At 65.5% G+C, this 24,243-nt stretch carries 23 protein-coding genes; 18 read left to right on the top strand and 5 right to left on the bottom strand.

Going from position 1 to position 24,243, the window contains the following annotated elements; all coding sequences use genetic code 11:
- Window positions 1-2: 2 nt before the first annotated feature.
- Entirely contained in the window at window positions 3-881 is an 879-nt protein-coding gene (locus MNQ99_RS14140) for an FAD binding domain-containing protein (RefSeq protein WP_127512001.1), read from the bottom strand.
- 115 nt (window positions 882-996) lie between these two features.
- On the opposite strand from MNQ99_RS14140, the gene MNQ99_RS14135 reads away from it, so the two are divergent.
- From MNQ99_RS14135 to MNQ99_RS14095, 9 genes are all read left to right on the top strand, one after another.
- On the top strand, window positions 997-1,965 hold the full coding sequence (locus tag MNQ99_RS14135; RefSeq protein WP_241913356.1) for a LysR family transcriptional regulator: 969 nt from the start codon (window positions 997-999) through the stop codon (window positions 1,963-1,965).
- Between the two features lie 55 nt (window positions 1,966-2,020).
- The gene (locus MNQ99_RS14130) at window positions 2,021-2,986 is read left to right on the top strand and encodes an ABC transporter ATP-binding protein (protein ID WP_241913355.1); all 966 of its coding nucleotides are present in this window, start codon (window positions 2,021-2,023) and stop codon (window positions 2,984-2,986) included.
- Window positions 2,987-3,134: 148 nt separating this feature from the next.
- A complete protein-coding gene (locus MNQ99_RS14125) occupies window positions 3,135-4,016 on the top strand; it encodes an ABC transporter permease (protein ID WP_422387539.1) in 882 nt (293 codons plus the stop codon).
- Window positions 4,013-4,846: an ABC transporter permease gene (locus MNQ99_RS14120; protein ID WP_241913354.1), complete on the top strand. Its 834-nt coding sequence runs from the start codon at window positions 4,013-4,015 to the stop codon at window positions 4,844-4,846. The genes MNQ99_RS14125 and MNQ99_RS14120 overlap by 4 nt, the downstream gene beginning before the upstream one ends.
- A 103-nt stretch (window positions 4,847-4,949) precedes the next feature.
- The gene (locus MNQ99_RS14115; protein ID WP_127511997.1) at window positions 4,950-5,480 is read left to right on the top strand and encodes a hypothetical protein; all 531 of its coding nucleotides are present in this window, start codon (window positions 4,950-4,952) and stop codon (window positions 5,478-5,480) included.
- 83 nt (window positions 5,481-5,563) lie between these two features.
- Window positions 5,564-6,388: an exodeoxyribonuclease III gene (locus tag MNQ99_RS14110; RefSeq protein WP_241915384.1), complete on the top strand. Its 825-nt coding sequence runs from the start codon at window positions 5,564-5,566 to the stop codon at window positions 6,386-6,388.
- Window positions 6,389-6,399: 11 nt separating this feature from the next.
- Window positions 6,400-7,482, top strand: a complete 1,083-nt coding sequence (trpS, locus tag MNQ99_RS14105) for a tryptophan--tRNA ligase (RefSeq protein WP_127511996.1) — start codon at window positions 6,400-6,402, stop codon at window positions 7,480-7,482.
- Between the two features lie 2 nt (window positions 7,483-7,484).
- Window positions 7,485-8,084, top strand: a complete 600-nt coding sequence (locus MNQ99_RS14100) for a 2'-5' RNA ligase family protein (protein ID WP_241913353.1) — start codon at window positions 7,485-7,487, stop codon at window positions 8,082-8,084.
- A complete protein-coding gene (locus MNQ99_RS14095) occupies window positions 8,056-9,183 on the top strand; it encodes a YihY/virulence factor BrkB family protein (protein ID WP_241913352.1) in 1,128 nt (375 codons plus the stop codon). Before MNQ99_RS14100 ends, MNQ99_RS14095 begins: the two co-directional genes overlap by 29 nt.
- A 140-nt stretch (window positions 9,184-9,323) precedes the next feature.
- Here MNQ99_RS14095 and MNQ99_RS14090 read toward each other — a convergent pair whose 3' ends face one another.
- The 4 genes from MNQ99_RS14090 to sdhC all read right to left on the bottom strand — a co-directional run bounded on the left by MNQ99_RS14090 (window position 9,324) and on the right by sdhC (window position 12,855).
- On the bottom strand, window positions 9,324-10,112 hold the full coding sequence (locus MNQ99_RS14090) for a succinate dehydrogenase iron-sulfur subunit (protein WP_127511993.1): 789 nt from the start codon (window positions 10,110-10,112) through the stop codon (window positions 9,324-9,326).
- Complete coding sequence (gene sdhA / locus MNQ99_RS14085; RefSeq protein ID WP_241913351.1) at window positions 10,112-11,899, bottom strand: succinate dehydrogenase flavoprotein subunit; 1,788 nt, start codon at window positions 11,897-11,899, stop codon at window positions 10,112-10,114. Before sdhA ends, MNQ99_RS14090 begins: the two co-directional genes overlap by 1 nt.
- 86 nt (window positions 11,900-11,985) lie before the next feature.
- Window positions 11,986-12,456, bottom strand: a complete 471-nt coding sequence (locus MNQ99_RS14080; RefSeq protein ID WP_127511991.1) for a succinate dehydrogenase hydrophobic membrane anchor subunit — start codon at window positions 12,454-12,456, stop codon at window positions 11,986-11,988.
- A gap of 3 nt (window positions 12,457-12,459) precedes the next feature.
- The gene (gene sdhC / locus MNQ99_RS14075) at window positions 12,460-12,855 is read right to left on the bottom strand and encodes a succinate dehydrogenase, cytochrome b556 subunit (protein ID WP_127511990.1); all 396 of its coding nucleotides are present in this window, start codon (window positions 12,853-12,855) and stop codon (window positions 12,460-12,462) included.
- Between the two features lie 328 nt (window positions 12,856-13,183).
- On the opposite strand from sdhC, the gene MNQ99_RS14070 reads away from it, so the two are divergent.
- The 9 genes from MNQ99_RS14070 to MNQ99_RS14030 all read left to right on the top strand — a co-directional run bounded on the left by MNQ99_RS14070 (window position 13,184) and on the right by MNQ99_RS14030 (window position 24,185).
- Complete coding sequence (locus MNQ99_RS14070) at window positions 13,184-14,326, top strand: mannose-1-phosphate guanylyltransferase (RefSeq protein ID WP_241913350.1); 1,143 nt, start codon at window positions 13,184-13,186, stop codon at window positions 14,324-14,326.
- Between the two features lie 99 nt (window positions 14,327-14,425).
- A complete protein-coding gene (locus MNQ99_RS14065; protein ID WP_127511989.1) occupies window positions 14,426-15,655 on the top strand; it encodes an amidohydrolase in 1,230 nt (409 codons plus the stop codon).
- Between the two features lie 193 nt (window positions 15,656-15,848).
- Complete coding sequence (locus tag MNQ99_RS14060) at window positions 15,849-16,964, top strand: BMP family lipoprotein (protein ID WP_164745382.1); 1,116 nt, start codon at window positions 15,849-15,851, stop codon at window positions 16,962-16,964.
- 172 nt (window positions 16,965-17,136) lie between these two features.
- Window positions 17,137-18,702, top strand: a complete 1,566-nt coding sequence (locus tag MNQ99_RS14055) for an ABC transporter ATP-binding protein (RefSeq protein ID WP_338423130.1) — start codon at window positions 17,137-17,139, stop codon at window positions 18,700-18,702.
- Entirely contained in the window at window positions 18,699-20,063 is a 1,365-nt protein-coding gene (locus tag MNQ99_RS14050) for an ABC transporter permease (protein WP_422387464.1), read from the top strand. The genes MNQ99_RS14055 and MNQ99_RS14050 overlap by 4 nt, the downstream gene beginning before the upstream one ends.
- Window positions 20,060-21,349, top strand: coding sequence for an ABC transporter permease (locus MNQ99_RS14045; protein ID WP_127511987.1), 1,290 nt, complete (start codon window positions 20,060-20,062; stop codon window positions 21,347-21,349). Before MNQ99_RS14050 ends, MNQ99_RS14045 begins: the two co-directional genes overlap by 4 nt.
- A 3-nt stretch (window positions 21,350-21,352) precedes the next feature.
- Window positions 21,353-21,757, top strand: a complete 405-nt coding sequence (locus tag MNQ99_RS14040; protein ID WP_241913348.1) for a cytidine deaminase — start codon at window positions 21,353-21,355, stop codon at window positions 21,755-21,757.
- 32 nt (window positions 21,758-21,789) lie between these two features.
- The gene (locus MNQ99_RS14035; RefSeq protein ID WP_241913347.1) at window positions 21,790-23,076 is read left to right on the top strand and encodes a thymidine phosphorylase; all 1,287 of its coding nucleotides are present in this window, start codon (window positions 21,790-21,792) and stop codon (window positions 23,074-23,076) included.
- A gap of 254 nt (window positions 23,077-23,330) precedes the next feature.
- The gene (locus MNQ99_RS14030; RefSeq protein ID WP_241913346.1) at window positions 23,331-24,185 is read left to right on the top strand and encodes a DedA family protein; all 855 of its coding nucleotides are present in this window, start codon (window positions 23,331-23,333) and stop codon (window positions 24,183-24,185) included.
- Window positions 24,186-24,243: the final 58 nt, after the last annotated feature.

The raw sequence follows: 24,243 nt of genomic DNA, 5'->3' as shown, positions 1-24,243 counted from the left end.
GTTCAGCCTTCCTGTTCTTCCGAGGCGCGTGCGCAGGCGCGGCGCAGTACCCGGCGGGTCAGTTCGTCGGCCAGATGCCGTTTGTAGTCGATGCCGCCGCGCTGGTCGGCGACCGGCTCGCACGCGGCGGCGGCAATCCGGCCCGCCTCGGCGAAGAGGTCTTCGTCCGGCCGCCGGCCGCCCAACAGGTCGCCGATCCCGGCAACCGTGCCGTCCAGCCCCACCGCGGTGAGCCCCACCGATGACTCTTCGATGGTGCCGTCGGCTGCCAGCGAGACAGCCGCCCCGGCGGCCGCGACAGCCCAGTCGCCCACCCGGCGCTCCACCTTTTCGTAGGCGCTGCTTGATCTGGGGCGGATGGGGAAACGGAGCTCGGACATCAGTTCGTTCTGCCCGACGGCGGTCTCGTACGGGCCGCGGTGGAACTCATCCATGGCGACGACGCGCTCGCCGGCCGGACCTCGGATCACGGCCTCGGCGCGGAGCACATCGCAGACGGTGGAGAGATCTTCGGCCGGGTCCGCCTGACAGAGCGAGCCGCCGATCGTGCCGCGGTTCCGCACCACCGGATCGGCAATCACTTGCTCGGCATCGGTCACGATCGGGAACAACCGTGCGACCTCGGGCGACTCAAGGAGCGTGGTGTGGCGGGTCAGCGCGCCGATCCTGAACACGTTCCCTTCGCGCACCATGAAGTCGAGTTCGGCCAGGCCATTGATGTCGATCAGCCACTCCGGCCGCGCCAGCCGGAGTTTCATCATCGGCAGCAGGCTGTGCCCGCCGGCCACCAGCCGGGACTCCGGCCCGTGGCGTTCGAGCAGGGCCAGCGCGTTGTCCACGTCGCTGGCGCGCACATAGTCGAATGGAGCAGGAATCTGCATGGTCTACCCCTCAAAGACACGTCACCCTCACCGTTGAGGGCCCCCCATGAGGCACATGTTGCTCCTTGCCCCAAGGGGTGTCAAGATCCTCATAAGCGAAAGGTTATGACCTGCGATGTCCATGACTTTGAACCAGCTCAAGGCCTTTGCCTTGGTGGCACGTCTGGGTTCGCTGCGGGCCGCTGCGGCGGAGTTGGCGGTCAGCGAGCCGGCGGTCTCAGCCGCATTGGCCGCGCTGCGCCAGGATCTGGGCGATCCGCTGTTCGTCCGGGCCGGCGGCGGCATTGCCCTGACTCCGGGTGGCCGCGCGCTGGCGGCCCATGCCCAGGAAATCGTGGGGCTGGCCGATCACGTGCGCCGCGAGGTGGCCCAGGCCGAGGCCGCGTCCGGCAGCTTGCGGGTGCTGGCCACCGCGGATTTTGCCGAACACGCCGCCGGCCGGCTGGTGGATTACTACACCAGGCGGGTGCCCGGGGCCACCGTGGACGTGGTGGTGGAACCGGCCGCGGACATGGCGGCCCTGCTGGCCAACCACGCCTACGACATAGCCCTGGGATCCCGGCCGCAGCCGCCGCAGCACCCTGCGCTGGAGGCGGTCCCGTTCCTGCGCTACCAGCGCGTGCTGGTGGCCTCGCCCGGGCACCCGTTGGCCCGGCTGGAGGGAGCGGCCCTGGCCGGGCAGCTGCCGGACCATCGCTGGTTCACCGGCCCGGCCGGACTGGATGGACTGGATCTGCAACGCTGGCTGGGACCCCTGCCCGGCCCGCCGGAGACCATCGAAATGTCCAGCGAGACCAGCGCCCTGGCCGCCGTCCGGTCCGGCGAGGGCATCATGCTGGCGCTCGAACACATCGTCCGGTCGGAGTTGGTCGACGGCTTGCTGGCACGGCTGCCCGCAGCCGGCACCCCGTTGCCCGGACTGTGGTGGGCCAGCACCTTGGACCATGGCCGGGCCACGGCCGCTGCCCGGACGCTGCAGCGTATTGCCGGCACGGCCCAGGCCACCGCGGCCATGGTGGCGCCGGGAGGGCCCCGGGGCCTGGCCCGGCGCGGCTCCAAAGTGCACGTGGCCCTGTGGAGCTGAGCAGCCATGACCCGATTGACTTTCCTCAATCAGTGATGTGATCTAGGCTATAGCAGTGCCTCAAACATCTCTTTCACATCGGCTGCCGCAGCAGGCGCCCGCCGCCGTTATTACCGCCCGAAATGTGGTGAAGACCTACGGCGATTTCAACGCCGTCGACGGAATCTCTTTCGACGTCCAGCCGGGGGAGTCCTTCGGGCTGCTCGGTCCGAATGGTGCAGGCAAGTCCACCACTATGCGGATGATTGGCGGCGTCTCGCAGCGGACCTCCGGCGAGCTGAGCATCATGGGCCTCGACCCGGACCAGCACGGACCGGAAGTGCGGGCGCACCTGGGCGTGGTGCCGCAGCAGGACAACCTGGATGAGGAACTGAAGGTCCGCGACAACCTGATTGTCTACGGCCGTTACTTCGGGCTGCCGTATTCCTACCTGCGGCCCAAGGCCGACGAGCTGCTGGAATTCGCGCAGCTGACGGACAAAGCCAAGGCGAAGGTGGACGCCCTCTCCGGCGGCATGAAGCGGCGCCTGACCATTGCCCGTTCACTGATGAACGATCCGAAGGTGCTGCTGCTCGACGAGCCCACCACCGGGCTCGATCCGCAGGCCCGCCACATCCTCTGGGACCGGCTCTTCCGGCTCAAGGAAGCCGGTGTCACCCTGATCCTGACCACTCACTATATGGATGAGGCGGAACAGCTGTGCGACCGTCTGATCGTGGTCGACAAAGGCAAGATCATGGCGGAAGGTTCACCGTCGGCGCTGATCCGCGAGCATTCCACCCGGGAGGTGCTGGAACTTCGGTTCGGTTCCGAGCGGAATACCACCGTGGCGCCGGAGCTGGGAGGCATCGGGGAGCGGCTTGAAACGCTGCCCGACCGGATCCTCATCTATGCCGACGACGGCGAGGCGGCACTTGAGCAGGTGTCGAACCGCGGGCTTCGTCCCATCACCTCGCTGGTGCGGCGCTCCAGCCTGGAGGATGTTTTCCTCCGGCTGACCGGCAGGAGCCTCATTGACTGAGCAACAGCCTTCGCAGGTGCCCGGCGGGCAGGAGGCGGAAGCCGCCTCGCGAGCCTCGGCTGAGTCTGCTGCTGCCGGCAAAACCCCGGCGCCCGAACCTGATGCAGCTGCCGCCGCCGGTTCGGTGGAAGCCTGTGTCCCGGCGCAGCTGACCCTGCGCGAGGTCGACGCGCTCACCCGGCCCGTGACCGGTCTGCGCTCGCCGCTTTCACCGCTGCAGTCGGCCGAACGAGCCCGCAACTTCGGCTCCTTCTACTACATGGAGCATTGGCTGCGGCAGTTGCGCGGTTACGGCTGGACGGTGCTGATGACGGCCGTCGGCACGCCGTTGGTGTACCTCTTCGCGATGGGCGTGGGGCTGGCTACGCTCGTGGACGCCAACACCAACGTGTCGCTGGACGCCGGCAATGGCCAGGCCGTGCCGTACCTGGTGTTCGTGGCCCCGGCGCTGCTCGCCACCGCCGCGATCATGGTGGCCAGCGAAGAGAACACCTACTCGGTCATCTCCGGTTTCAAATGGCGCAAGACCTACTACGGTCCGAACGCCTCTCCGCTGCAGAGCCAGCAACTGGTCAACGGGCACTCCATGGGTGTGCTGGCCCGGTTGCTGCTGACCACCGGGCTCTACTTTCTGTGCCTGGTCCTGTTTGGTGCGGTGGTTGAACCGACCGGCTGGGTGATGATCTTTACCGCGGCGCTGGCCGGGATGTCCTTCGGGCTGCCGCTGATGGCTTACTCGGCCAGCATCGAAGAGGATCGCGGCCAGTTCGCCCTGGTGCAGCGGTTCATTGTGATGCCGCTGTTCCTGTTCTCCGGCACCTTCTTCCCGCTGGATGCTATGCCGCTGCTGGTCCGCTGGATCGGCTGGATTTCCCCGTTGTGGCATTCCACCGAGCTGGGCCGGGTGCTCAGCTACGGCTACGCGGAACCCGTCTGGCTGACGGTTCTGCACGTGGCCTACCTGGCGGTCCTCTGCGTGGTGGGCTGGATCTTCGCGCGCCGCGTCTACATCAGGAGGCTGGGAAAATGAGCCAGCACATTGTTTCCCAGCAGTTGCGGCTGGAACCGTCCCGCCGCCCGCTCGGTTCGCTCTACGCCGGCAATGTCCGCGCGGTCTTCTCCCGTGGTGTGAAGGCTACCTGGGGCACCAACTGGGCGATCATGGTCAGCGGATTCGTGGAGCCGGTCCTCTATCTGGTGGCCATGGGTATTGGCCTGGGCTCGCTGATCGGCACCGTCACCGGCCCCGGCGGGGCGGAAATTGGCTACGCGAACTACATCGCCCCGGCGCTGCTGGCCGTCTCTGCGATGAACGGTGCCGTGTACGACTCCACCTGGAACGTCTTCTTCAAGCTGCATTTCGCCAAGCTCTACGAGGGGATGTTGTACACGTCGCTGGGGCCGCTGGACGTGGCGCTGGGCGAGATCCTGCTGGCACTGTTGCGCGGTGCGCTCTACGCCACGGGGTTCACCGCGGTGATGGGTGCGATGGGCCTGATCACCTCCCCGTGGGCGCTGTTGATGATTCCCGCCGCCGTGGTGGTGGCTTTCGGCTTCGCGTCCTTCGGCATGGCGATCACCAGCTATATGAAGACCTTCCAGCAAATGGACTGGATCAACTTCATCATGCTGCCGATGTTCCTGTTCTCCGCGACGTTCTATCCGCTCAGCGTCTACCCCGAACCGATCCAGTGGCTGATCCAGACCCTGCCCCTCTGGCACGGAGTGGAAATGCTGCGCCAGCTCAGTGCCGGCATCTTCACCGGCGCCATCCTGGTCCATCTGCTGTACTTCCTGGTCATGATCGTGCTGGGGCTGATCCTGAGTACCGGCCGGCTGCGCAAGCTCTTCCTGAACTGAGATGGAGGCGGGAGCGGGCACCCGATCGGCCCGTGGCGTCCGGCGCGTCACGCTGTGGGCGGAGTCGGCGCACGCGGGCGCGCGGATTTGAGAGAATAGGCCCATGCGATCTCTTGGCCCCGAGTCTTCTTCCGTTTCGTCCGCAGCCCGGCAGATGCCGCTCAAAGCCGGCAACATCAGCCTGGCCGTGCTGGTGCTGGTCTTCCTGGTGGCAGTCATCTTCGCCGCCAACGAAAACGACGTCATCGGCTGGATCGTCGTCGCGGTCTCGCTGGCCTGGCTGGTCCTGGCCGCGTTTGTGGTCTTCAGCGTCCGCGGGGCCACCCGCAAGGCCAAAGAGAAGCTGGCCAGCGTGCAGGCCGACTACGCCGGGCGCACTAACCCTGCTCCCGGCGGCGGCACCGCCGTCATCGATGAACAAGTCTCGCGCGCCAACGCCGTGCGGGACGAAAAGCTGGACCACAGCTTCAAGATCATCCAGGTCCAGGCCAAGGTGATCCGCGACTACCGCGGCAAGGATGAAGGCATGGTGGATCGGGCGCTGGAAACGGTGGAGATCACCGCCCACAACGGCAGAGGCATGATCCACAAGGAAGAGGACGGCGGAACGGTCAGCGGCACGGTTGTCAGCTGAACGGAAGGGTTGGGTAAGGTAGTCGGGTGACTTTGGCAACCGTTTCCACCGCATCGACCACCTCTCGCGACGCAGCAGCCGGACTGATTCAAGCAGGCAAGACGCTGCGGATCGCCAGCGTCAACGTCAACGGCATCCGCGCCGCCTACAAGCGCGGCATGGCCGATTGGCTGGCCGCCCGGGACGTGGACATCCTGTGCCTGCAGGAAGTGCGGGCGCCCGACGCCGTCGTGCATGAGTTGCTGGGCAGCGACTGGCACATCCTGCACGCCGAAGCGGAGGCCAAGGGCCGGGCCGGGGTCGCCATTGCCTCCCGTGTTGCGCCGACGGCTACCCGCAGCCATATTGGCGACGAATACTTCCTGTCCTCCGGCCGCTGGGTGGAGGCCGACTTCGCCGTCGAGGGCATCGACGGCGACAAGACCCTGACCGTGGTCAGCGCCTACGTCCATTCGGGCGAGGTGGACACCCCCAAGCAGGTGGACAAGTACCGCTTCCTGGACACCATGACCCACCGGCTGCCGCAGCTGAAGGCCGAGCGGGACTACGCCCTGGTGGTCGGCGACCTGAACGTGGGCCACACCGAACTGGACATCAAGAACTGGAAGGGCAACGTCAAGCGGGCCGGATTCCTGCCCGAGGAACGGGCCTACTTCGACCGGTTCTTCGGTGACGAGATCGGCTGGCGCGACGTGCACCGCTCGCTGGCCGGCGACGTCAGCGGTCCCTACACCTGGTGGTCCTGGCGCGGCCAGGCCTTCGACAACGATTCAGGCTGGCGGATCGACTACCAGGTAGCCACCCCCTCGCTGGCCAACCTGGCAACCGCGGCCGTGGTCGACCGTGCCGCCACCTACGACGCCCGCTTCAGCGACCATGCCCCCCTGGTCGTTGACTACCAGTTCTAGAAAGCATCCCCATGAGCACAGGAACCACAGAACCGACCCATACCGCCATGGCGGACAACGGGCAGGCGGTGCCGCCGCAGGCTGCGCGCCCCCGGTTGCTCTCCGGCATGCAGCCGTCGGCCGACTCGCTGCATCTGGGCAACTACCTGGGTGCGCTGGTCAACTGGGTGAGGCTGCAAGACGAGTACGAAACCTTCTTCTTCATCCCGGACCTTCACGCCATCACCGTGGACTACGACCCGAAGGACCTGGCCCAGCGCACCCGGGTCACCTGCGCGCAGTACATTGCCGGCGGCATCGACATTGAGCGCACCGCGCTGTTCGTCCAGTCGCATGTGCCCGAGCATGCCGAGCTGGCCTGGGTGCTCAACTGTGTGACCGGTTTCGGCGAAGCGTCCCGGATGACCCAGTTCAAGGACAAGACCCAGAAGAGCGGCACCGACGCCGCCACCGTGGGCCTGTTCGCCTACCCGGTGCTGATGGCAGCGGACATCCTGCTTTACCGCCCGTACGGGGTTCCGGTGGGGGAGGACCAGCGCCAGCACCTGGAACTGGCGCGGAACCTGGCCCAGCGGTTCAACCACCGTTTCGGTGAGACGTTCGTGGTGCCGGAAGCCGTCATCCCCAAGGAGGGGGCGAAGATCTACGATCTGCAGCACCCCACCGCGAAGATGTCCAAGTCGGCGGAATCGCCCGCCGGCTTGATCAACATCCTGGACAACCCCAAGCAGGCTGCCAAGAAGATCAAGTCGGCAGTTACCGACGACGGCACCGAGATCCGCTTCGACCGCGAGGCCAAGCCGGGCATCTCCAACCTGCTCACCATCTACTCCACGCTCTCCGGCAAGAGCATCGCCCAGCTGGAGCAGGAGTACCAGGGCAAGATGTACGGGCACCTGAAAGTGGATCTGGCCGAAGTCGTCGTCGAGACGCTGGCTCCGGTGCAGGCCCGGGCCCAGGAACTGCTGGACGACCCGGCCGAACTTGACCGGCTGCTGGCCCGCGGGGCCCAGAAAGCCCGTTCAATCGCATCGGCTACACTCGCTGATGTGTACAGCAAAGTAGGTTTCCTGCCCGCCGGAGGCGGACGCTGACCATGAGCCAGCAGGACCAGGACAGCATCGCCCGCGTGGAGCACGACGGCGGTTCTGACCCGGGTGCCCGGCCTGCGGTCGGAAGCGTCGGAGTGGTCATCGGGATCCCCGAGCCCATGGCCAGCGAGCTGCGCGACTGGCGCGCGTCTTTCGGGGACCCCCTGGCCGCGGTGATACCGCCGCACATCACGCTAGTCACCACCACCCCGGTGCATGACTGGGACGAAGCCACCGACCACGTCCGCTCGGTTGCCCGCAAGCAGGCTCCGTTCACGCTGGCCATGTGCGGAACGGGCAGCTTCCGTCCGGTCTCGCCCGTGGTCTACCTGGGCGTCCGGGACGGATTCGACGATTGCGTTGAGCTGCACCGGAAGCTGCAGTCGGGTCCGCTGGAACACGATCTCGAATTCGACTTCCACCCGCATGTAACGGTGGCCCACGATGTCAGCGAAGCCAGCATGGATTCGGCCGAGAGCAAGCTCGCCGGCTATGACGCCGCCTTCCTCGTCAGTAGCATGGGCCTCTACGAGCACGATGCGACGGGTGTGTGGAAACTACGGGAAGAGTTGACCTTTGGCGCCGAAACCGGAGGAGAAGGCTGAGGGCAGGCCGGATCCGCTGCAACGGCAGCAAATGGTCCTTGCCGCGTTAAGGCTGCGGCGGGACGCTGGCAGGGCCAAGCGCGAAGGCGGCAGGTGGAAGGGCCTGCTGGCCAGCGCCCAGTACCGGCTGGCGCAGCTCAACTCCTGGCGCCTGATGCGGGTCTTCAATCTCTACGGACTGAGGCATGGGCCGCTGTTGGCCGCCGGCTGCGCCTACAACTTGTTCTTCTCCGTGGCAGCGATGCTGCTTGCCGGGTTTTCCATTTTCGGCCTAGTGGTCTCCGGCAACCGTGAATTGCAACTGGCCATCATTCGGGTAGTGGACGAGACCACGCCGGGACTGATCAACACCACCGGTGAACCCGGTGGGGGCCTGGTCACACCGCAGCAGCTGTTCTCGCAGGGCAGGGCATTCGGCGTCAGCTTGGTCATTTCCACGGTGGTGATGATCTGGACCTCGCTGGGTTGGATCGCCGGGCTGCGCACGGGAATGCGCGGCATCTTTGACCTGCCGCCGCTGAAGCGAAACATCGTCCTGGTCAAGCTCAAGGACTTGGGGACGCTGCTGATCCTGGCCGTGGCCTTAATCGTGACGACGGCCCTCGCCGTCGTTGCCAATACGGCCCTGGACCTGATCGTTGATTGGCTTCAATTCGACGGCGGTGCGGCAGTGCCGCTGACACGCATTGGCGGAATCGTGATCATGCTGCTGCTGGACATGGCGGTGGCAGTGGTCCTGTTCCGCGTCGCGTCAGGCATCCGGATGCCGCGAACCGTCATGTTTCAGTGCGCCCTGATCGCCGGCGCCGGAAGTACCGTGCTCAGGTACTTCTCCTCGGTCCTCTTGGGCAACGTAGGCAATAACCGGCTGCTGGCGCCTTTCGCCGTCGTCCTTGGCCTGTTCGTATGGTTCTACCTGCTCAGCCAGCTCTACATGGTCGCCACCGCATGGGGGGCCATCGGTAAGGCGGACGCGGTGGCCAGGCATGCGCTGGCGGGTGGCCGGGGCAACCGGTCGTTGCGGCGGCGGGCGTGGCTCCTTCGCCGACCTAAGCCCGGGAAGGGGAACCGGCGGAACAACGGCGCCGCCATTCTTTGACTTTGGCCCCCGATACCAGGCGGCGTTGACCGCATCGGGACGCGCTAGGCGGAGCCTTAAACGCCGGTGGCGCCGACTCCTTGGCGGAATCGGCGCCACCTGGCGGCAGTCCCGGGGAATCCCGCGACTGCTGTACGAGGCTAGATGGAGCGGCTCAGAACGGCCTGCTTGACCTCGGCGATGGCCTTGGTCACCTGGATGCCGCGGGGGCATGCCTCGGTGCAGTTGAAGGTGGTGCGGCAGCGCCACACGCCTTCCTTGTCGTTGAGGATCTCCAGGCGCATGTCGCCGGCATCATCGCGCGAGTCGAAGATGAAACGGTGCGCGTTCACGATGGCGGCCGGACCGAAGTACTGGCCGTCAGTCCAGAACACCGGGCACGAGGAGGTGCAGGCTGCGCAGAGGATGCACTTGGTGGTGTCATCGAACCGCTCGCGGTCCTCCTGCGACTGCAGCCGCTCGCGGGTCGGCGCATGGCCGCTGTTGATCAGGAACGGCATGATCTCGCGGTAGGACTGGAAGAACGGCTCCATGTCCACGATCAGGTCCTTCTCCACCGGCAGGCCCTTGATCGGCTCCACCAGGATGGGCTTGGAGGTATCCAGATCCTTCAGCAGGGTCTTGCAGGCCAGCCGGTTGCGGCCGTTGATGCGCATCGCATCGGAACCGCAGACGCCGTGCGCGCAGGAGCGGCGGAAGGAAACGGAACCGTCATGCTCCCACTTGACCTTGTGCAGGGCGTCGAGGACACGGTCGGTGCCGTACATGGTGAGTTTGAATTCGTCCCAGCGGGCTTCCTCGGAAACCTCGGGATCGTAGCGGCGAACCTTCAGGGTGATGTCGAAACTGGGGATTTCGCCGCCGCCGCCGACACCGGGAGCCAGCTCGACCTTTGACGGTCCTTCAGGAATTTCGGTCGGGGTGGTCATTAGTACTTCCTCACCATCGGTTCGTAGCGCGTGAATACCACGGGCTTGGTATCCATGCGGATGCCGGCCGTCTGATCGGTGACAGCTTCGGGATCCAGGTAGGACATCGAGTGCAGCATGAAGTTCTCATCGTCGCGCTCCGGGAAGTCCTCACGGAAGTGGCCGCCGCGGGACTCCTTACGGTGCAGCGCTGCCACGGTCATGACCTGGGCCATGTCCAGCAGGAAGCCGAGCTCTACGGCCTCCAGCAGGTCCAGGTTGAAGCGCTTGCCCTTGTCCTGGACGCTGATGTTCTTGTAGCGCTCGCGCAGCGAGGCAATCACGTTCAGCGCCTCGGTCAGCGACCTCTCGTCGCGGAACACCTGCACGTTGGCGTCCATGGTGTCCTGCAGTTCCTTGCGGATCTGGGCCACCCGCTCCGTGCCGTCGGCGGTGCGCACCGTCTCGATCATGTCGATCGTGTACGCTTCCGCGTTTTCCGGCAGCTCGACGAAGTCGGTGGTCTTGGCGTACTCGGCGGCGTAGATGCCGGAGCGCTTGCCAAAGACGTTGATGTCCAGCAGGGAGTTGGTGCCCAAGCGGTTGGAGCCGTGCACGGAGACGCAGGCAACCTCGCCGGCGGCGTACAGGCCGGGAACAACGGTGTCGTTGTCCTGCAGGACTTCGCCCTTGATATTGGTCGGAATGCCGCCCATGGCGTAGTGCGCCGTGGGGAATACCGGCACCGGTTCGGTGTAGGGCTCGACGCCGAGGTACGTGCGGGCAAACTCGGTGATGTCCGGCAGTTTGGCGTCGATGTGTGCCGGCTCAAGGTGGGTCAGGTCCAGCAGCACGTAGTCCTTGTTCGGACCGCAGCCGCGGCCTTCGCGGACCTCAAGGGCCATGGAACGGGCCACGATGTCACGAGGTGCCAGGTCCTTGATGGTGGGGGCGTAGCGCTCCATGAAGCGTTCGCCATCCGCGTTGCGGAGGATCCCGCCTTCGCCGCGTGCGGCCTCGGAGAGCAGGATGCCCAGGCCGGCCAGGCCGGTCGGGTGGAACTGGACGAACTCCATGTCCTCCAGCGGCAGGCCGCGGCGGAAGGCGATGCCCATGCCGTCACCGGTGAGGGTGTGGGCGTTGGACGTGGTCTTGAAGACCTTGCCCACGCCGCCGGAGGCGAAGACGATCGACTTAGCCTGGAAGACGTGGATCTCGCCGGAGGCCAGGTCATAGCTGACGACGCCGGCGGCGCGCTTCTGCTTGTACGGCGTGCCGTCCTCACGGACGGCGTCTTCCTCCACCATCAGCAGGTCCAGCACGTAGTACTCGTTGTAGAACTCCACGTTGTGCTTGACGCAGTTTTGGTACAGGGTCTGCAGGATCATGTGGCCGGTACGGTCCGCGGCGTAGCAGGCGCGGCGCACAGGCGCCTTGCCGTGGTCGCGGGTATGCCCGCCGAAGCGGCGCTGATCAATCTTGCCTTCGGGGGTGCGGTTGAACGGCAGGCCCATCTTTTCCAGGTCCAGCACGGCGTCGATGGCTTCCTTGGCCATGACTTCGGCGGCGTCCTGGTCCACCAGATAGTCGCCGCCCTTGACGGTGTCAAAGGTGTGCCACTCCCAGTTGTCCTCTTCGACGTTGGCCAGTGCGGCACACATACCGCCCTGGGCCGCGCCGGTGTGGGAACGCGTGGGGTACAGCTTGGTCAGTACTGCCGTGTGCGCGCGCTGTCCGGATTCGATGGCCGCGCGCATTCCGGCGCCACCTGCACCGACAATGACGACGTCGTACTTATGGACCTGCATACTGGATGCTCTTTCTGTTGAACTGAAGTTTGTCGCCGCTTCAAACCCGCGGCGAGGCAGCGGGACCGCGTTCTACGCGGGCCCGGTTACGGTGCCGGGCAGAACGACGGCAGCAGCTCGGCGCTGGCGTTGGCCGGGCACGGATCAAAGGTGAAGATCACCAGGGTGCCGAGCACGATGATGACGGCAGAGGCCACGTACAGGACCATCTTGAACCAGAAGCGGGTGCTGTCCTTCTCCGCGTAGTCCTCAATGATGGTGCGGACGCCATTGGTGCCGTGCAGCATGGCCAGCCACAGCATGGCCAGGTCCCAGACCTGCCAGAACGGGTCGGCCCACTTGCCGGCCACGAAGCCGAAGTTAATGGCGTGGACGCCGTCGCCCAGCATCAGGTTGACGAACAAGTGGCCGAAGACGAGCACAACCAAGATGAGGCCGGAGAGCCGCATGAACAGCCAGGCGTACATCTCGAAGTTGCCCTTGCGCCCCTTGTTGCGGGTGTACTCGGGAGCAATGCGGGCGCTGCGGGGGGTCTGGATTTCAGAGTTGACCGACATGAGTTACTGACCCCCGTTGAAGGCGAACGTGAAAGCGAGCGTGAGGTGGCGGATGAGGAACGGAATCATGACGATGACCGCGAGACCGACGACGCCCCACAGAAGCTTGGCCTGGTTCTTCGGGCCCTTCTTCCAGAAGTCAATAAGGATGATCCGCAGCCCGTTGAAGGCATGGAAGACGATGGCTGCCACGAGCCCGGCTTCCAAGACGGCCATGATCGGGTTCTTGTACGTGGCCATGACAGCGTCATAGGCGCCGGGCGACACCCGGACCAACGCGGTGTCGAGTACGTGTACCAAGAGAAAGAAAAAGATGGAGACGCCCGTGATGCGGTGTCCTACCCAAGACCACATGCCTTCACGGCCGCGGTATAAGGTCCCTGCTGGTGTCTTCGACACTGAATTACCCTCCCTGCATCGCAGAGGCGCAGCGTGGCTTCCACGCAAGAGTTGACGCCGGTGCGAGAGCGCTCTGTAGCTCAACACTAATCTAGGCTTCGCTGAGGGCTTATTCAATTTAGGAACCAGCCGGTGTGACCTTTTTAACAGCAAAAGGGGAAACGGCGGCCTCGCCGCGGCAATCCGCGGAATTTCGACGGTATACGCAACTAAACCATGCCCTAATTGGGGATTTCCGATCTTCCCGGTGTCGATCCACCGCCCACCGCGCCCGAAATCAGCCCCGGGATGGAGGCGTCCACCATTTCGGGGGATTACCGTGGAGAGAGTGAAGACTCAAATATCAGGCCAGGCCGCGGCCGACGATGCCGTGCTGGATCGTTTCTATGCGGTGATCCCGGCCGGCGGTACCGGGACGCGGCTGTGGCCACTGTCGCGGGCGGCCGCCCCGAAATTCCTGCATGATCTGACCGGTTCCGGGTCAACACTGATCCGTGCCACGTACGCACGGCTGGAACCTTTGTGTTACGGACGGACGCTGGTAGTCACCGGCAAGCTGCACCGTCAGGCGGTCTGCGCGCAGTTGCCGGAGCTCGAGGATGCCAATCTCGTGCTGGAGCCGGAACCGAAGGACTCGGCGGCGGCCATCGGCCTGGCCGCCGCGATCCTGCACCGCCGCGATCCGCGGATCATCATGGGCTCGTTCGCCGCCGACCAGGTGATTACCCCTGCGGAAGATTTCCAGCAGGCGGTGCGCGAGGCAGTGCATACCGCGGCCGAAGGCTACATCGTCACGATCGGGATCACGCCGACCCACCCGGCCACCGGGTTCGGTTATATCCGCTCCGCCGGGGCGCTGCAGGTGCCTGGTGCTCCTAACGCGCATGCGGTGGCCGAGTTCGTGGAGAAGCCCGACGAGCAGGTGGCACGCGGCTACCTGGCGACCGGGGAGTACTCGTGGAACGCGGGCATGTTCGTGGCGCCGGTGGACCTGCTGCTCAAGCATCTGGAAACCAATGAACCCGAACTCTTTGCCGGCTTGACGGAGATCGCCGAGGCCTGGGACACGCCGGAGCGCGGCGCGGTGATGCGCCGGGTCTGGCCCGGCCTACCCAAGACAGCCATCGACTACGCGGTGGCCGAACCCGCGGCGGCCGCAGGCGACGTGGCGATGATCCCCGGATCCTTCTCCTGGGACGACGTGGGCGACTTCGCCGCCATCGGGCGCCTGAACACCGCCAGCGAAACGTCCGGGCTGACGGTGCTCGGCGATGGGGCGAGGGTCTTCGCGGAGTCCGCCACCGGCGTCGTGGTTTCCGATACCAAGCGGGTGATTGCGCTGATCGGCATCGACGACGTCGTGGTGGTGGATACCCCGGATGCGCTGCTGGTGACCACCAAGGAACACGCGCAGAAGGTGAAGTCGGCCGTGGAGCACCTCAGAGCCAGCGGCGACACCGACGTGCTGTAGCGGAGCGGGGTGCGGGGCGGCCGGCGAAAGTTACGAAGAAACGCCAGTGTCCGGTGCACGCCCTCAGTGTGCGGGCGCGCAAGTCGCTAGAGTGCAAGTGTGCAGAAGATTTCAGAAACTCCGACGGCCAATCTCAACATCGGCGTCTGGGCATCGCCACTGCTGGATGAACTGAGGCACTTCCGGCGGGACCTGCACCAGCATCCCGAGCTGTCGCACAAGGAATTCCTTACCACGGAGAAGCTCGCGGCGCGATTGACTGCCGCAGGACTGGAACCGCAACGGTTGGACGGCACCGGGCTCTTTGTGGACGTCGGCGAAGGTCCGCTGGCCATCGGCCTGCGCGCGGACATTGATGCGCTGCCGATCCTTGAGGAGACCGGCCTGGAGTACGCCTCGGTCAATACCGGCATCAGCCATGCCTGCGGGCACGATATCCACACCACGGTGATGCTCGGGGTGGCGCTGGTCCTGCGCAAACTGGACGTGGAAGGCGAGCTGCCTGCCCGCGTCCGGGTGATTTTCCAGCCGGCCGAGGAAACCATGCCCGGCGGGGCGCTGGCCGTCATTGAGCAGGGCGTCCTGAACGGGCTGCCGCGCATCCTCGCGCTGCACTGCGACCCGCGGATCGACGTCGGACTGGTCGGCACCCGGATTGGCGCCATCACCTCCGCCTCCGACACCATTCGGATTCAGCTCAACGGCCGAGGCGGGCATACCTCGCGCCCCCACCTCACCGAGGACCTGGTGTTCGCGCTGGCCGAGATTGCCGTCAGCGTTCCGGCCGTCATCAACCGGCGGATCGACGTTCGCAGCGCGGTCTCGCTGGTCTGGGGCCAGATCCAGGCCGGCGCGGCCCCCAACGCCATTCCGGCTGTTGGCTACATGGCCGGAACCATGCGCTGCCTGGACGGCGAAGCATGGCAAGCCGCCGGGGAACTGGTGGACGAGGTGGTGAACCAGGTGGCGGCCCCGTTCGGTGTGGACGTGAAGCTGGAACACATCCGCGGCGTCCCTCCGGTCATCAACACCGAGCGGGAGACAACGCTGATCGAAGCCGCGGCCCGGAGCGAGTTGGGTGAGGACGCGGTGACCCTGACCCCGCAGTCGATGGGCGGCGAGGACTTCGCCTGGATGACGCAGGAAGTGTCCGGCGCCATGATGCGGCTGGGGACCCGGACCCCCGGAGGCGAAACCTTTGATCTGCATCGCGGCGACTACATTCCGGACGAGCATGCCATTGGCGTGGGCGTCCGGGTCATGGCGAAGGCGGCAACCCTGGCTGCGAGGCGCCACCGGGACGTCGCCGCGGGAGCTACCCAAAAGTAACAACTTTTGAACAATCCCGGCGAGCCCATCCCTATTTCGTCGCCCGTGGCCCGTCGGCGCACTACTGTAGGTTCATCAACTGTGCACCTGCAGGCCAGGTGCTGTGCCACGCGGAGTACAAGGCATGCGCCGCACTTCTTGTGAAGCGACCATTGAACTGTGGCGTGGGCAGACTTTCTTTTATGGAGGATAATTGAAGACTTCACTGCGCAACATTAAGCGCGGCACCGGCCTCTCCGCCGCAGTGCTCGGCGCGTCCGCCCTGGTCCTGACCGCCTGCGGTGCCCCGCCGGCCGAGGAGGGCGGCAGCGGCAGCCCGGCAGCGGAAGCCACCGACTACCGGGGCTGCATCGTCTCCGACTCCGGTGGATTCGACGACCGTTCGTTCAACCAGTCCAGCTACGAAGGCCTGAAGATGGCCGAGCAGGACCTGGGCATCAAGATCAGCGAGGCGGAATCCCAGGCTGAGACCGACTTCGGCCCGAACGTGGACGCCATGGTGCAGGCCGACTGCAACATGATCCTCACGGTGGGTTTCCTGCTGGGCGACGTGACCAAGGAAGCAGCGGCAGACAACCCCGAGACCAATTTCGCGATCGTCGACTACAGCGATCCGGAGTTCACCGACAACGTTAAGCCGATCATCTACGACACGGCGCAGGCGGCCTTCCTGGCGGGCTACGCTGCGGCGGCAACCAGCGAAACCGGCAAGGTGGCCACCTACGGCGGAATGAACATCCCCACCGTCACCATCTTCATGGACGGGTTCGCCGACGGCGTAGACTACTACAACAAGCAGAAGGACGCCAACGTAGAACTGCTGGGCTGGGACAAGAAGTCCCAGAACGGTACCTTCGTGGGCAACTTCGAGGATCAGGGCAAGGGCAAGACCAACACCCTGAACTTCATCAACGAAGGCGCCGACATCATCATGCCGGTGGCCGGTCCGGTAGGCCTGGGCACCCTGGACGCCGTAATCGAGGCCAACGCGGATGGCAAGGATGCCAAGGTGGTCTGGGTCGACTCGGACGGCTACGAGACCGCCGGCAAGGCAGAGGAATTCATCCTCACGTCCGTGATGAAGCTGATGGGCAACGCCGTCGAGGACGTCATCAAGACCGACACCGAGGGTAAGTTCGACAGCACCCCCTATGTCGGAACCCTGGAAAACGGCGGCGTGGCGCTGGCCCCGTTCCACGATCTTGACGCTGCCGTTTCCGACGACACCAAGTCGGAACTGGAAACCATCAAGAAGGCGATCATCTCCGGCGATATCAAGGTCGAATCGAAGGCCAGCCCGCAGCAGTAAGCATGAGACGGACCGCCGTTCTCCGCGCCGGACATCGGTGCCGAGAGCGGCGGTTCGTGCTGTCAGCGGCCGAATCGGTTTAGGCTAGGCACAGCTTAAGTGCGGCCAGCGCTCGAAACCGTGCCGGATGAGGACCGTCGTACCTACGGACAAAGAACAGGTGGGTTGGGGTTTGAAGCTCGAGCTCAAAGGAATCACCAAACGGTTCGGTTCCCTAGTCGCCAACGATCACATTGACCTTGTGGTCCAGCCGGGACAGGTGCACAGCCTGCTCGGTGAAAACGGGGCCGGGAAATCGACGCTGATGAACGTCCTCTATGGACTCTACGAGCCGTCCGAGGGCCAGATCCTGGTGGATGACAAGCCGGTGACCTTCGACGGCCCCGGCGATGCCATGGCGGCCGGTATCGGCATGGTGCACCAGCACTTCATGCTGGTCCCGGTGTTCACCGTCGCGGAAAACGTGGCGCTGGGCAACGAAGCCACGAAGGCCGGCGGCATGCTGAACCTTGACGATACCCGGGCCCGGATCCGGGAGATTTCGGACCAGTACGGTTTCGAGGTGGACCCGGATGCCGTGATCGAGGACCTGCCCGTCGGCGTGCAGCAGCGCGTGGAAATCATCAAGGCCTTGCTCCGCGACGCCGAGGTGCTGATCCTGGATGAGCCGACCGCTGTCCTCACGCCCAAGGAAACCGACGAACTGCTGGGCATCATGGGCCAGCTCAAGGCCGACGGCAAAGCGATCGTCTTCATTTCGCACAAGCTGCGCGAGGTCAAAGCCGTTTCCGACATCATCACGGTGATCCGCCGCGGCAAGGTGGTCGGCGACGCCCCGGCGTCGGCCTCCACCACGGAATTGGCGGAGATGATGGTGGGCCGGGCGGTCAGCCTGACGCTGAACAAGGAAGCGGCGCAGCCGGGAGAAGAAACGTTCACCGTCTCCGACCTCACGGTGCTTTCGCCCACCGGCCAGCGCGTGGTGGACGGCATCAGCTTTGGGATTGCCCGCGGCGAAATCATGGCGGTGGCCGGCGTGCAGGGCAACGGGCAGACCGAACTGACCGAGGCCATCCTGGGCCTGCAAGACCATGTGTCCGGCTCCATCCGGCTTGAGGGCCGCGAGCTCGTGGGGAAACGGGTCAAGGACATCATCGGAGCCGGGGTCGGCTTTGTGCCGGAAGACCGCAGCGTCGAAGGCCTGGTCGGCACCTTCTCGGTGGCGGAAAACCTCATCCTCAACCGTTATGACCGGCCGCCCTTTGCCCGCGGCCTGGCGATGAAGCCGGGCTTGATCGCCAAGAACGCCGAACAATACATCGCCGAGTTCGACGTCCGCACGCAGTCGGCGGAAGCCGCAGCGGGCACGCTGTCCGGTGGAAACCAGCAGAAGGTGGTGATGGCACGGGAGCTGTCCAGGCCCTTGAAACTCTTCATCGCCTCGCAGCCGACCCGTGGCGTCGATGTGGGCTCGATCGAGTTCCTGCACAAGCGGATCGTGGCCGAGCGCGACGTCGGCACGCCGGTGCTGATCGTGTCCACCGAGTTGGACGAAGTGCTGGAGTTGGCCGACAGAATCGCCGTGCTTTACCAGGGACGGCTGATGGGGATCGTTCCGGCGGGCACTTCGCGCGGCGAGCTGGGCCTGATGATGGCCGGGATGAACGCAGAAGAAGCGCAAGCACAGCAGGCACAGGCCGAAGCACAGCAGACAGACGTCGAAGGAGGCGAGGAATGAGCGCGGATGAGCCCGGCAGGCAGACCAGAAAGCGGCACGAACGCGGTAGCAAGTCAGCGGTCGACGGCGACGAGCAGCGGCTCGTAGCGGCCGCCGAGCTCGGCGACGGCACTCAGCCGCCGCCTGCGGTTCCGGCCACGGGGGAGAGCCTGCATCCGGAGTTGCGCGAGCAGCAGAGCGTGATGCAGCGGATCGTCACGGGCAATGCCCTGGTGTCGGTCCTCGCCGTCGTGCTGGCCTTGATCGCCGGCGGCATCCTGATCGCGCTAACCAACGAAGAAGTGGCCAGGACTTCCAGCTACTTCTTTGCCAGGCCGCAGGACATGTTGGGCGCTGCCTGGACGGCTGCGTCGGAGGCCTACATCGCCCTCTTCCAAGGGTCGGTTTTCAATTCCGACGGCTCCACCTTTGCCCGGATGATCTACCCGCTGACCCAGACGCTGACCGTGGCCACGCCGCTGATCTGCGCCGCCCTGGGCGTAGCGCTGGCCTTCCGCGCGGGACTGTTCAACATTGGCGCGCAGGGCCAGATCATCATCGGCGCCACCCTGGCCGCTTGGGTCGGCTTCAGCTGGCACCTGCCCGTGGGCTTGCACTTGCTGTTGGTCATTCTGGCCGGCATCGTGGGCGGCGCACTCTGGGGCGGCCTCGTTGGCTTGTTGAAGGCCAAGACGGGAGCCCATGAGGTGATCGTCTCTATCATGCTCAACTATGTGGCCATCAACCTGGTGCTGTACCTGCTGACCATTCCGGCATTCCAGCGCCCGGGCTCCACCAATCCGATCAGCCCCCAACTCGACGAGACCGCCATGTACCCGCCGCTCTTCGGCGACACCTTTCGGCTGCACTGGGGCTTCATCGTCGCCATCCTCGCCACATTCTTTGCCTGGTGGCTGCTCAACCGCTCGACCATCGGCTTCGAGTTGCGCGCCGTGGGCTCCAACCCGCATGCTGCCCGCACGGCCGGGATCAGCGTAACCAAGGGCTACGTCATTGTCATGGTGCTCGCCGGCGCCCTTGCTGGACTGGCCGGCACAGCCCAGGTCGCGGGCACGGAACAGGTGTTGACTGCCGGTGTGGCGGCCAGCTTCGGCTTCGATGCGATCACCGTGGCACTGCTGGGGCGTTCGACGCCGTGGGGAACGTTTGCGGCCGGTGTGCTGTTCGGCGCCTTCCGCGCCGGCGGCGTCACCATGCAGACCAACACCGGCACCGCGATCGACATTGTGCTGGTGGTCCAGTCCCTGATCGTCCTGTTCATCGCCGCTCCGCCGCTGGTCCGAACAATCTTCCGACTGCCTGAGCCGGGCCAGTTGACGGCGAAACCCCGAAAGACCGCAACCACCGGAGGTGCAGCATGAGCACGGCTACTGCCACCGAACCGCAACAAAGCTCGGCCCCCACGGATATCGTGCGGAACTGGAAGACCCCGGTCATCCTGGCCGTGCTCTCCGTCCTGGCACTCCTAGTCTTCGCCATCGGCGCGCCGGACAACTCCGTCACCTTCCGGCTGTCGGCTCCCAACGACGCCTTGGTATTGCCCGATATTGTCCTTTCGGCGGTTGTCACCGGCTGGGTCACCGCCGTCCTGATGCTGGCCGCCGCCATTTGGTCTTTCCGGTTGGTCCGGTCCGGCCGCAAGGTCCCCGGCTGGCTGGTGGCCGTTTTTGCCATACTCTTCATCGTCGGCTTCCTGACCTGGGTGGTGGGCAGCGCCCGCACACCGAACGTGGCGCTCTACGGGCTGCTGGCCGGTTCCTTCACGTTGGCCGTGCCGCTGATCTTCGGGTCCCTCTCCGGCGTGCTGTGCGAACGATCCGGCGTGGTCAACATCGCCATCGAGGGGCAGTTGCTCTTCGGTGCCTTCTCCGCTGCCGTTGCCGGATCGCTCTCCGGCAACGCCTTCGTCGGCCTGGCCGCAGCCGCTATCGGCGGCGTCATGGTGTCGGCGGTGCTGGCGGTGTTCAGCATCAAGTACATCGTCAACCAGGTGATTGTCGGCGTGGTGCTCAACGTGCTGGTCTCCGGCCTGACCGGATTCCTGTTCTCCACCGTCCTTTCCTCGGATCCGGCCAGATGGAACTCGCCGCCGCGGCTACCGATCATCAGCATCCCGGTGCTGTCCGACATCCCGGTCATCGGCCCCATTCTGTTTGAGCAGTCGGTGGTCGGCTACCTGATGTACATCGCGTTGGCCATCATCTATGTGGGCCTGTTCCACACCAAGTGGGGCCTGCGGACCCGGGCGGTCGGCGAGCACCCCAAGGCCGCCGACACGCTGGGCGTGAAGGTCAATCGGATGCGGTTCATGAACGTTTTGCTGGCCGGCGTCGTCGCCGGTTTTGGCGGCGCCTTCTTTACCCTGGTCCTTGTTTCCAGTTTCGGCCGGGACATGACGGCCGGGCAGGGCTACATCGCCCTGGCGGCGCTTATTTTCGGCCGCTGGAATCCGCTCGGGGCATTCTTCGCCGCCCTGCTGTTCGGGTTTGCCACCAATCTGCAGTACGTGCTCAGTGCCCTCGGCTCCACGGTGCCGAACCAGTTCCTGGCCATGCTGCCGTACGTCGTGACGATCTTCGCGGTCGCCGGGTTGGTGGGCCGTGCCCGGCCGCCGGCCGCCAGCGGCGTGCCGTACATCAAGGGGTGAGGGATGGAACCGACGACGGATCAACCCGTTGACTGGGACGCACTCCAGCGGGCCGCGGCGGACGCCATGCAGCGGGCCTACGTGCCGTATTCGGGGTTTCCCGTTGGTGCGGCCGCGCTGACCGACGACGGGCGGATGGTCTCCGGCTGCAACGTGGAAAACGCCTCCTATGGGCTGACCTTGTGCGCCGAATGTTCGCTGGTCAGCCAGCTGAACATGACGGGCGGCGGAAAACTGGCGGCCTTCAGCTGCGTGGACCGGGACGGCAATCCGCTGATGCCGTGCGGCCGGTGCCGGCAGCTGTTGTATGAATTTCGGGCGCCCGGCATGCTGCTGATGACGCCGGCCGGAGTCAAGACCATGGACGACGTGCTGCCGGACGCCTTCGGCCCGCAGCATCTGGCCTGATAAGCCGGAACGGATCAAGGGAGGAACAGGGTATGACCGAAACTTTCGACGCGGTGGACATCATCCGGACCAAGCGAGACAAGGGAACGCTGAGCCCGGAGCAGATCGCCTGGACCATCGATGCTTACACCCGCGGGGCCATCGCCGACGAGCAAATGTCCGCCCTGAACATGGCCATCCTGCTCAACGGCATGGACCGGGAGGAGATCTCGCATTGGACGACGGCGATGATCGCCTCCGGCGAGCGGATGGACTTCGCATCCCTCGGCAAGGCGACAGCGGATAAACACTCGACCGGTGGAGTCGGGGACAAGATCACCCTCCCGCTGGCCCCCCTGGTGGCCGTTTTCGGTGTCGCCGTTCCGCAGCTGTCCGGGCGCGGGCTCGGCCACACCGGCGGCACCTTGGACAAGCTTGAATCGATCCCGGGCTGGCGCGCGCTGCTGACCAATGACGAAATGCTGAAACAGTTGGCGGACGTCGGCGCGGTGATCTGCGCGGCCGGTTCCGGGCTTGCCCCCGCGGACAAGAAGCTCTATGCGCTGCGGGATGTCACCGGCACGGTGGAAGCGATCCCGCTGATTGCCTCCTCGATCATGAGCAAGAAGATCGCCGAAGGCACCGGCGCACTGGTGCTGGATGTGAAGGTCGGCAGCGGCGCCTTCATGAAGGATGAGCGCAACGCCCGCGAACTGGCCGAAACCATGGTGGCCCTGGGCAAGGACGCCGGCGTGAACACCGTGGCCCTGCTCACGGACATGAGCACCCCGCTGGGGCTCACCGCGGGCAACGCCATTGAAGTCGAAGAGTCGGTTGAAGTACTCGCCGGTGGCGGCCCCGAGGACGTGGTGGAGCTGACGGTAAAGCTGGCCGAGGAGATGCTGCAGGCAGCCGGCGTGGCCGATGCCGACCCGGCCGCAGCGCTGCGGGACGGCCGTGCCATGGACGTTTGGAAGTCCATGATCCGCGCCCAGGGCGGGGACCCCGATGCCCCCTTGCCGGTGGCCCGGGAATCCGAGGTTGTCTACGCGCCGGCAGACGGCGTGCTGGTCCAGTTGGACGCCCTGTCGGTGGGAGTGGCGGCCTGGCGGCTTGGTGCTGGACGTGCCCGCAAGGAGGACGCCGTGCAGGCCGGTGCCGGAGTGCGGATGCATGCCAAGCCCGGAGCCACGGTCCGCGCAGGCGAACCGCTGATGACGCTGCTGACCGACACCCCCGAGAGGTTCGACCGGGCCAAGGAAGCGCTGCGCGACGCCGTCGTTATTGCTCCCGAAGGAAGCCGGCCGGACCGCCGGCTGATCATTGACCGGATTGCCTAACCGCGCCGCTTGTTGGCTGCCCCCAGCTGAAAACAACTGGGGATAGCCGTTTATAGATTCGCTGGATAAACCTCTTCCCGGCCCTACGGCGCCCGGCTACGATGATGTGTGCGGCCGGAGCTCGGGGGAAGCTCCGGCGCACTGCAGGGTCTGCGGCGTTGACCGATGGGGGCCCGGTCAGGGATTTACCCGATAGCGGCACAAAATGCAGCATGGCATCGTTGGACTAGACATCCGGCGGACAGGAACACCTCGTGCAGACTTTCATGGACGCGCTCAGCGTCTTCATCATCGACGCGGCAGCACAATGGTGGATCTACCCACTGCTTTTGGCGCTCTGCCTGATCGACGGAATCTTTCCGCCGGTTCCCAGCGAATCGGTCGTCGTCGCGCTGGCCGCGATCGCCGTATCCGCCGGGGCGCCCAACATCTGGCTGGTTGTTGCCGTCGCAGCGGCGGGCGCCATCGCCGGCGACAACATCGCTTATCTGATCGGCCGCAGCATCGGCGCGGACCGCTTCCGCTGGATGCAGCGCCCACGCGTTGCCGCGGCCTTCGCCTGGGCCCGCCGGGAACTGGATCGGCGCGGGGCCCTGCTGATCCTAGGCGCCCGCTACATCCCGGTGGGTCGCGTCGCGGTCAACATGACCGCCGGGGCTACCGGATACAACCACCGCAAGTTCGTCCTGTTCTCCGTGGTGGCCGGCATCTCATGGGCCCTGTACTCGGTGGGCATCGGGGCCCTGGCCGGCCAGTGGTTCCACGACCACACGCTGCTGGCCGCGGGACTGGCCGTCGTGCTGGCACTGTTGCTGGGCCTGGCGCTGGACCATGGCCTGAAGCTTGCCGGCCGCCGCCACGCCGCGCGGCTGCGGGCGGCAGCCCAGGCCACGCACAGCAGCACGTACGGCAGTGCGGAGCCGGCGGGAGCCGGGCAGCAGGCCACCCATGACGCCGGCCCAGCCGGGAGTGCAGGTGCCTCAGTGCAGGGGCGGCGCCATCCCGGCGACCAGCCGCCGGGAACCGGTTCGCGCACCGTGCGCTTCGAGCCGCATCAGCCCGTCGCCGTGCCCTCGCGCAACCGCTCCACGGCCGCACTGGACGACTGACGCACTGGACGACTAATGCACTGGACGATTGAGCCGGCCGGCAGAAGCCGGGCCGGTT

Origin of the sequence: Arthrobacter sulfonylureivorans (assembly GCF_022637435.1) — a bacterium.
Classification (GTDB): domain Bacteria; phylum Actinomycetota; class Actinomycetes; order Actinomycetales; family Micrococcaceae; genus Crystallibacter; species Crystallibacter sulfonylureivorans.
Note: the sequence above shows the minus strand (reverse complement) of the source record. Positions and strands in the feature narration are given on the sequence as shown.

Excerpts from the sequence above, each read along its gene's own strand:
- MNQ99_RS14140 (WP_127512001.1), bottom strand. The coding sequence starts at position 881 with ATGCAGATTCCTGCTCCATTCGACTATGTGCGCGCCAGCGACGTGGAC.
- MNQ99_RS14135 (WP_241913356.1), top strand. The coding sequence starts at position 997 with ATGTCCATGACTTTGAACCAGCTCAAGGCCTTTGCCTTGGTGGCACGT.
- MNQ99_RS14120 (WP_241913354.1), top strand. The coding sequence starts at position 4,013 with ATGAGCCAGCACATTGTTTCCCAGCAGTTGCGGCTGGAACCGTCCCGC.
- MNQ99_RS14115 (WP_127511997.1), top strand. The coding sequence starts at position 4,950 with ATGCGATCTCTTGGCCCCGAGTCTTCTTCCGTTTCGTCCGCAGCCCGG.
- trpS (WP_127511996.1), top strand. The coding sequence starts at position 6,400 with ATGAGCACAGGAACCACAGAACCGACCCATACCGCCATGGCGGACAAC.
- MNQ99_RS14100 (WP_241913353.1), top strand. The coding sequence starts at position 7,485 with ATGAGCCAGCAGGACCAGGACAGCATCGCCCGCGTGGAGCACGACGGC.
- MNQ99_RS14090 (WP_127511993.1), bottom strand. The coding sequence starts at position 10,112 with ATGACCACCCCGACCGAAATTCCTGAAGGACCGTCAAAGGTCGAGCTG.
- sdhA (WP_241913351.1), bottom strand. The coding sequence starts at position 11,899 with ATGCAGGTCCATAAGTACGACGTCGTCATTGTCGGTGCAGGTGGCGCC.
- MNQ99_RS14080 (WP_127511991.1), bottom strand. The coding sequence starts at position 12,456 with ATGTCGGTCAACTCTGAAATCCAGACCCCCCGCAGCGCCCGCATTGCT.
- MNQ99_RS14050 (WP_422387464.1), top strand. The coding sequence starts at position 18,699 with ATGAGCGCGGATGAGCCCGGCAGGCAGACCAGAAAGCGGCACGAACGC.
- MNQ99_RS14045 (WP_127511987.1), top strand. The coding sequence starts at position 20,060 with ATGAGCACGGCTACTGCCACCGAACCGCAACAAAGCTCGGCCCCCACG.
- MNQ99_RS14040 (WP_241913348.1), top strand. The coding sequence starts at position 21,353 with ATGGAACCGACGACGGATCAACCCGTTGACTGGGACGCACTCCAGCGG.
- MNQ99_RS14035 (WP_241913347.1), top strand. The coding sequence starts at position 21,790 with ATGACCGAAACTTTCGACGCGGTGGACATCATCCGGACCAAGCGAGAC.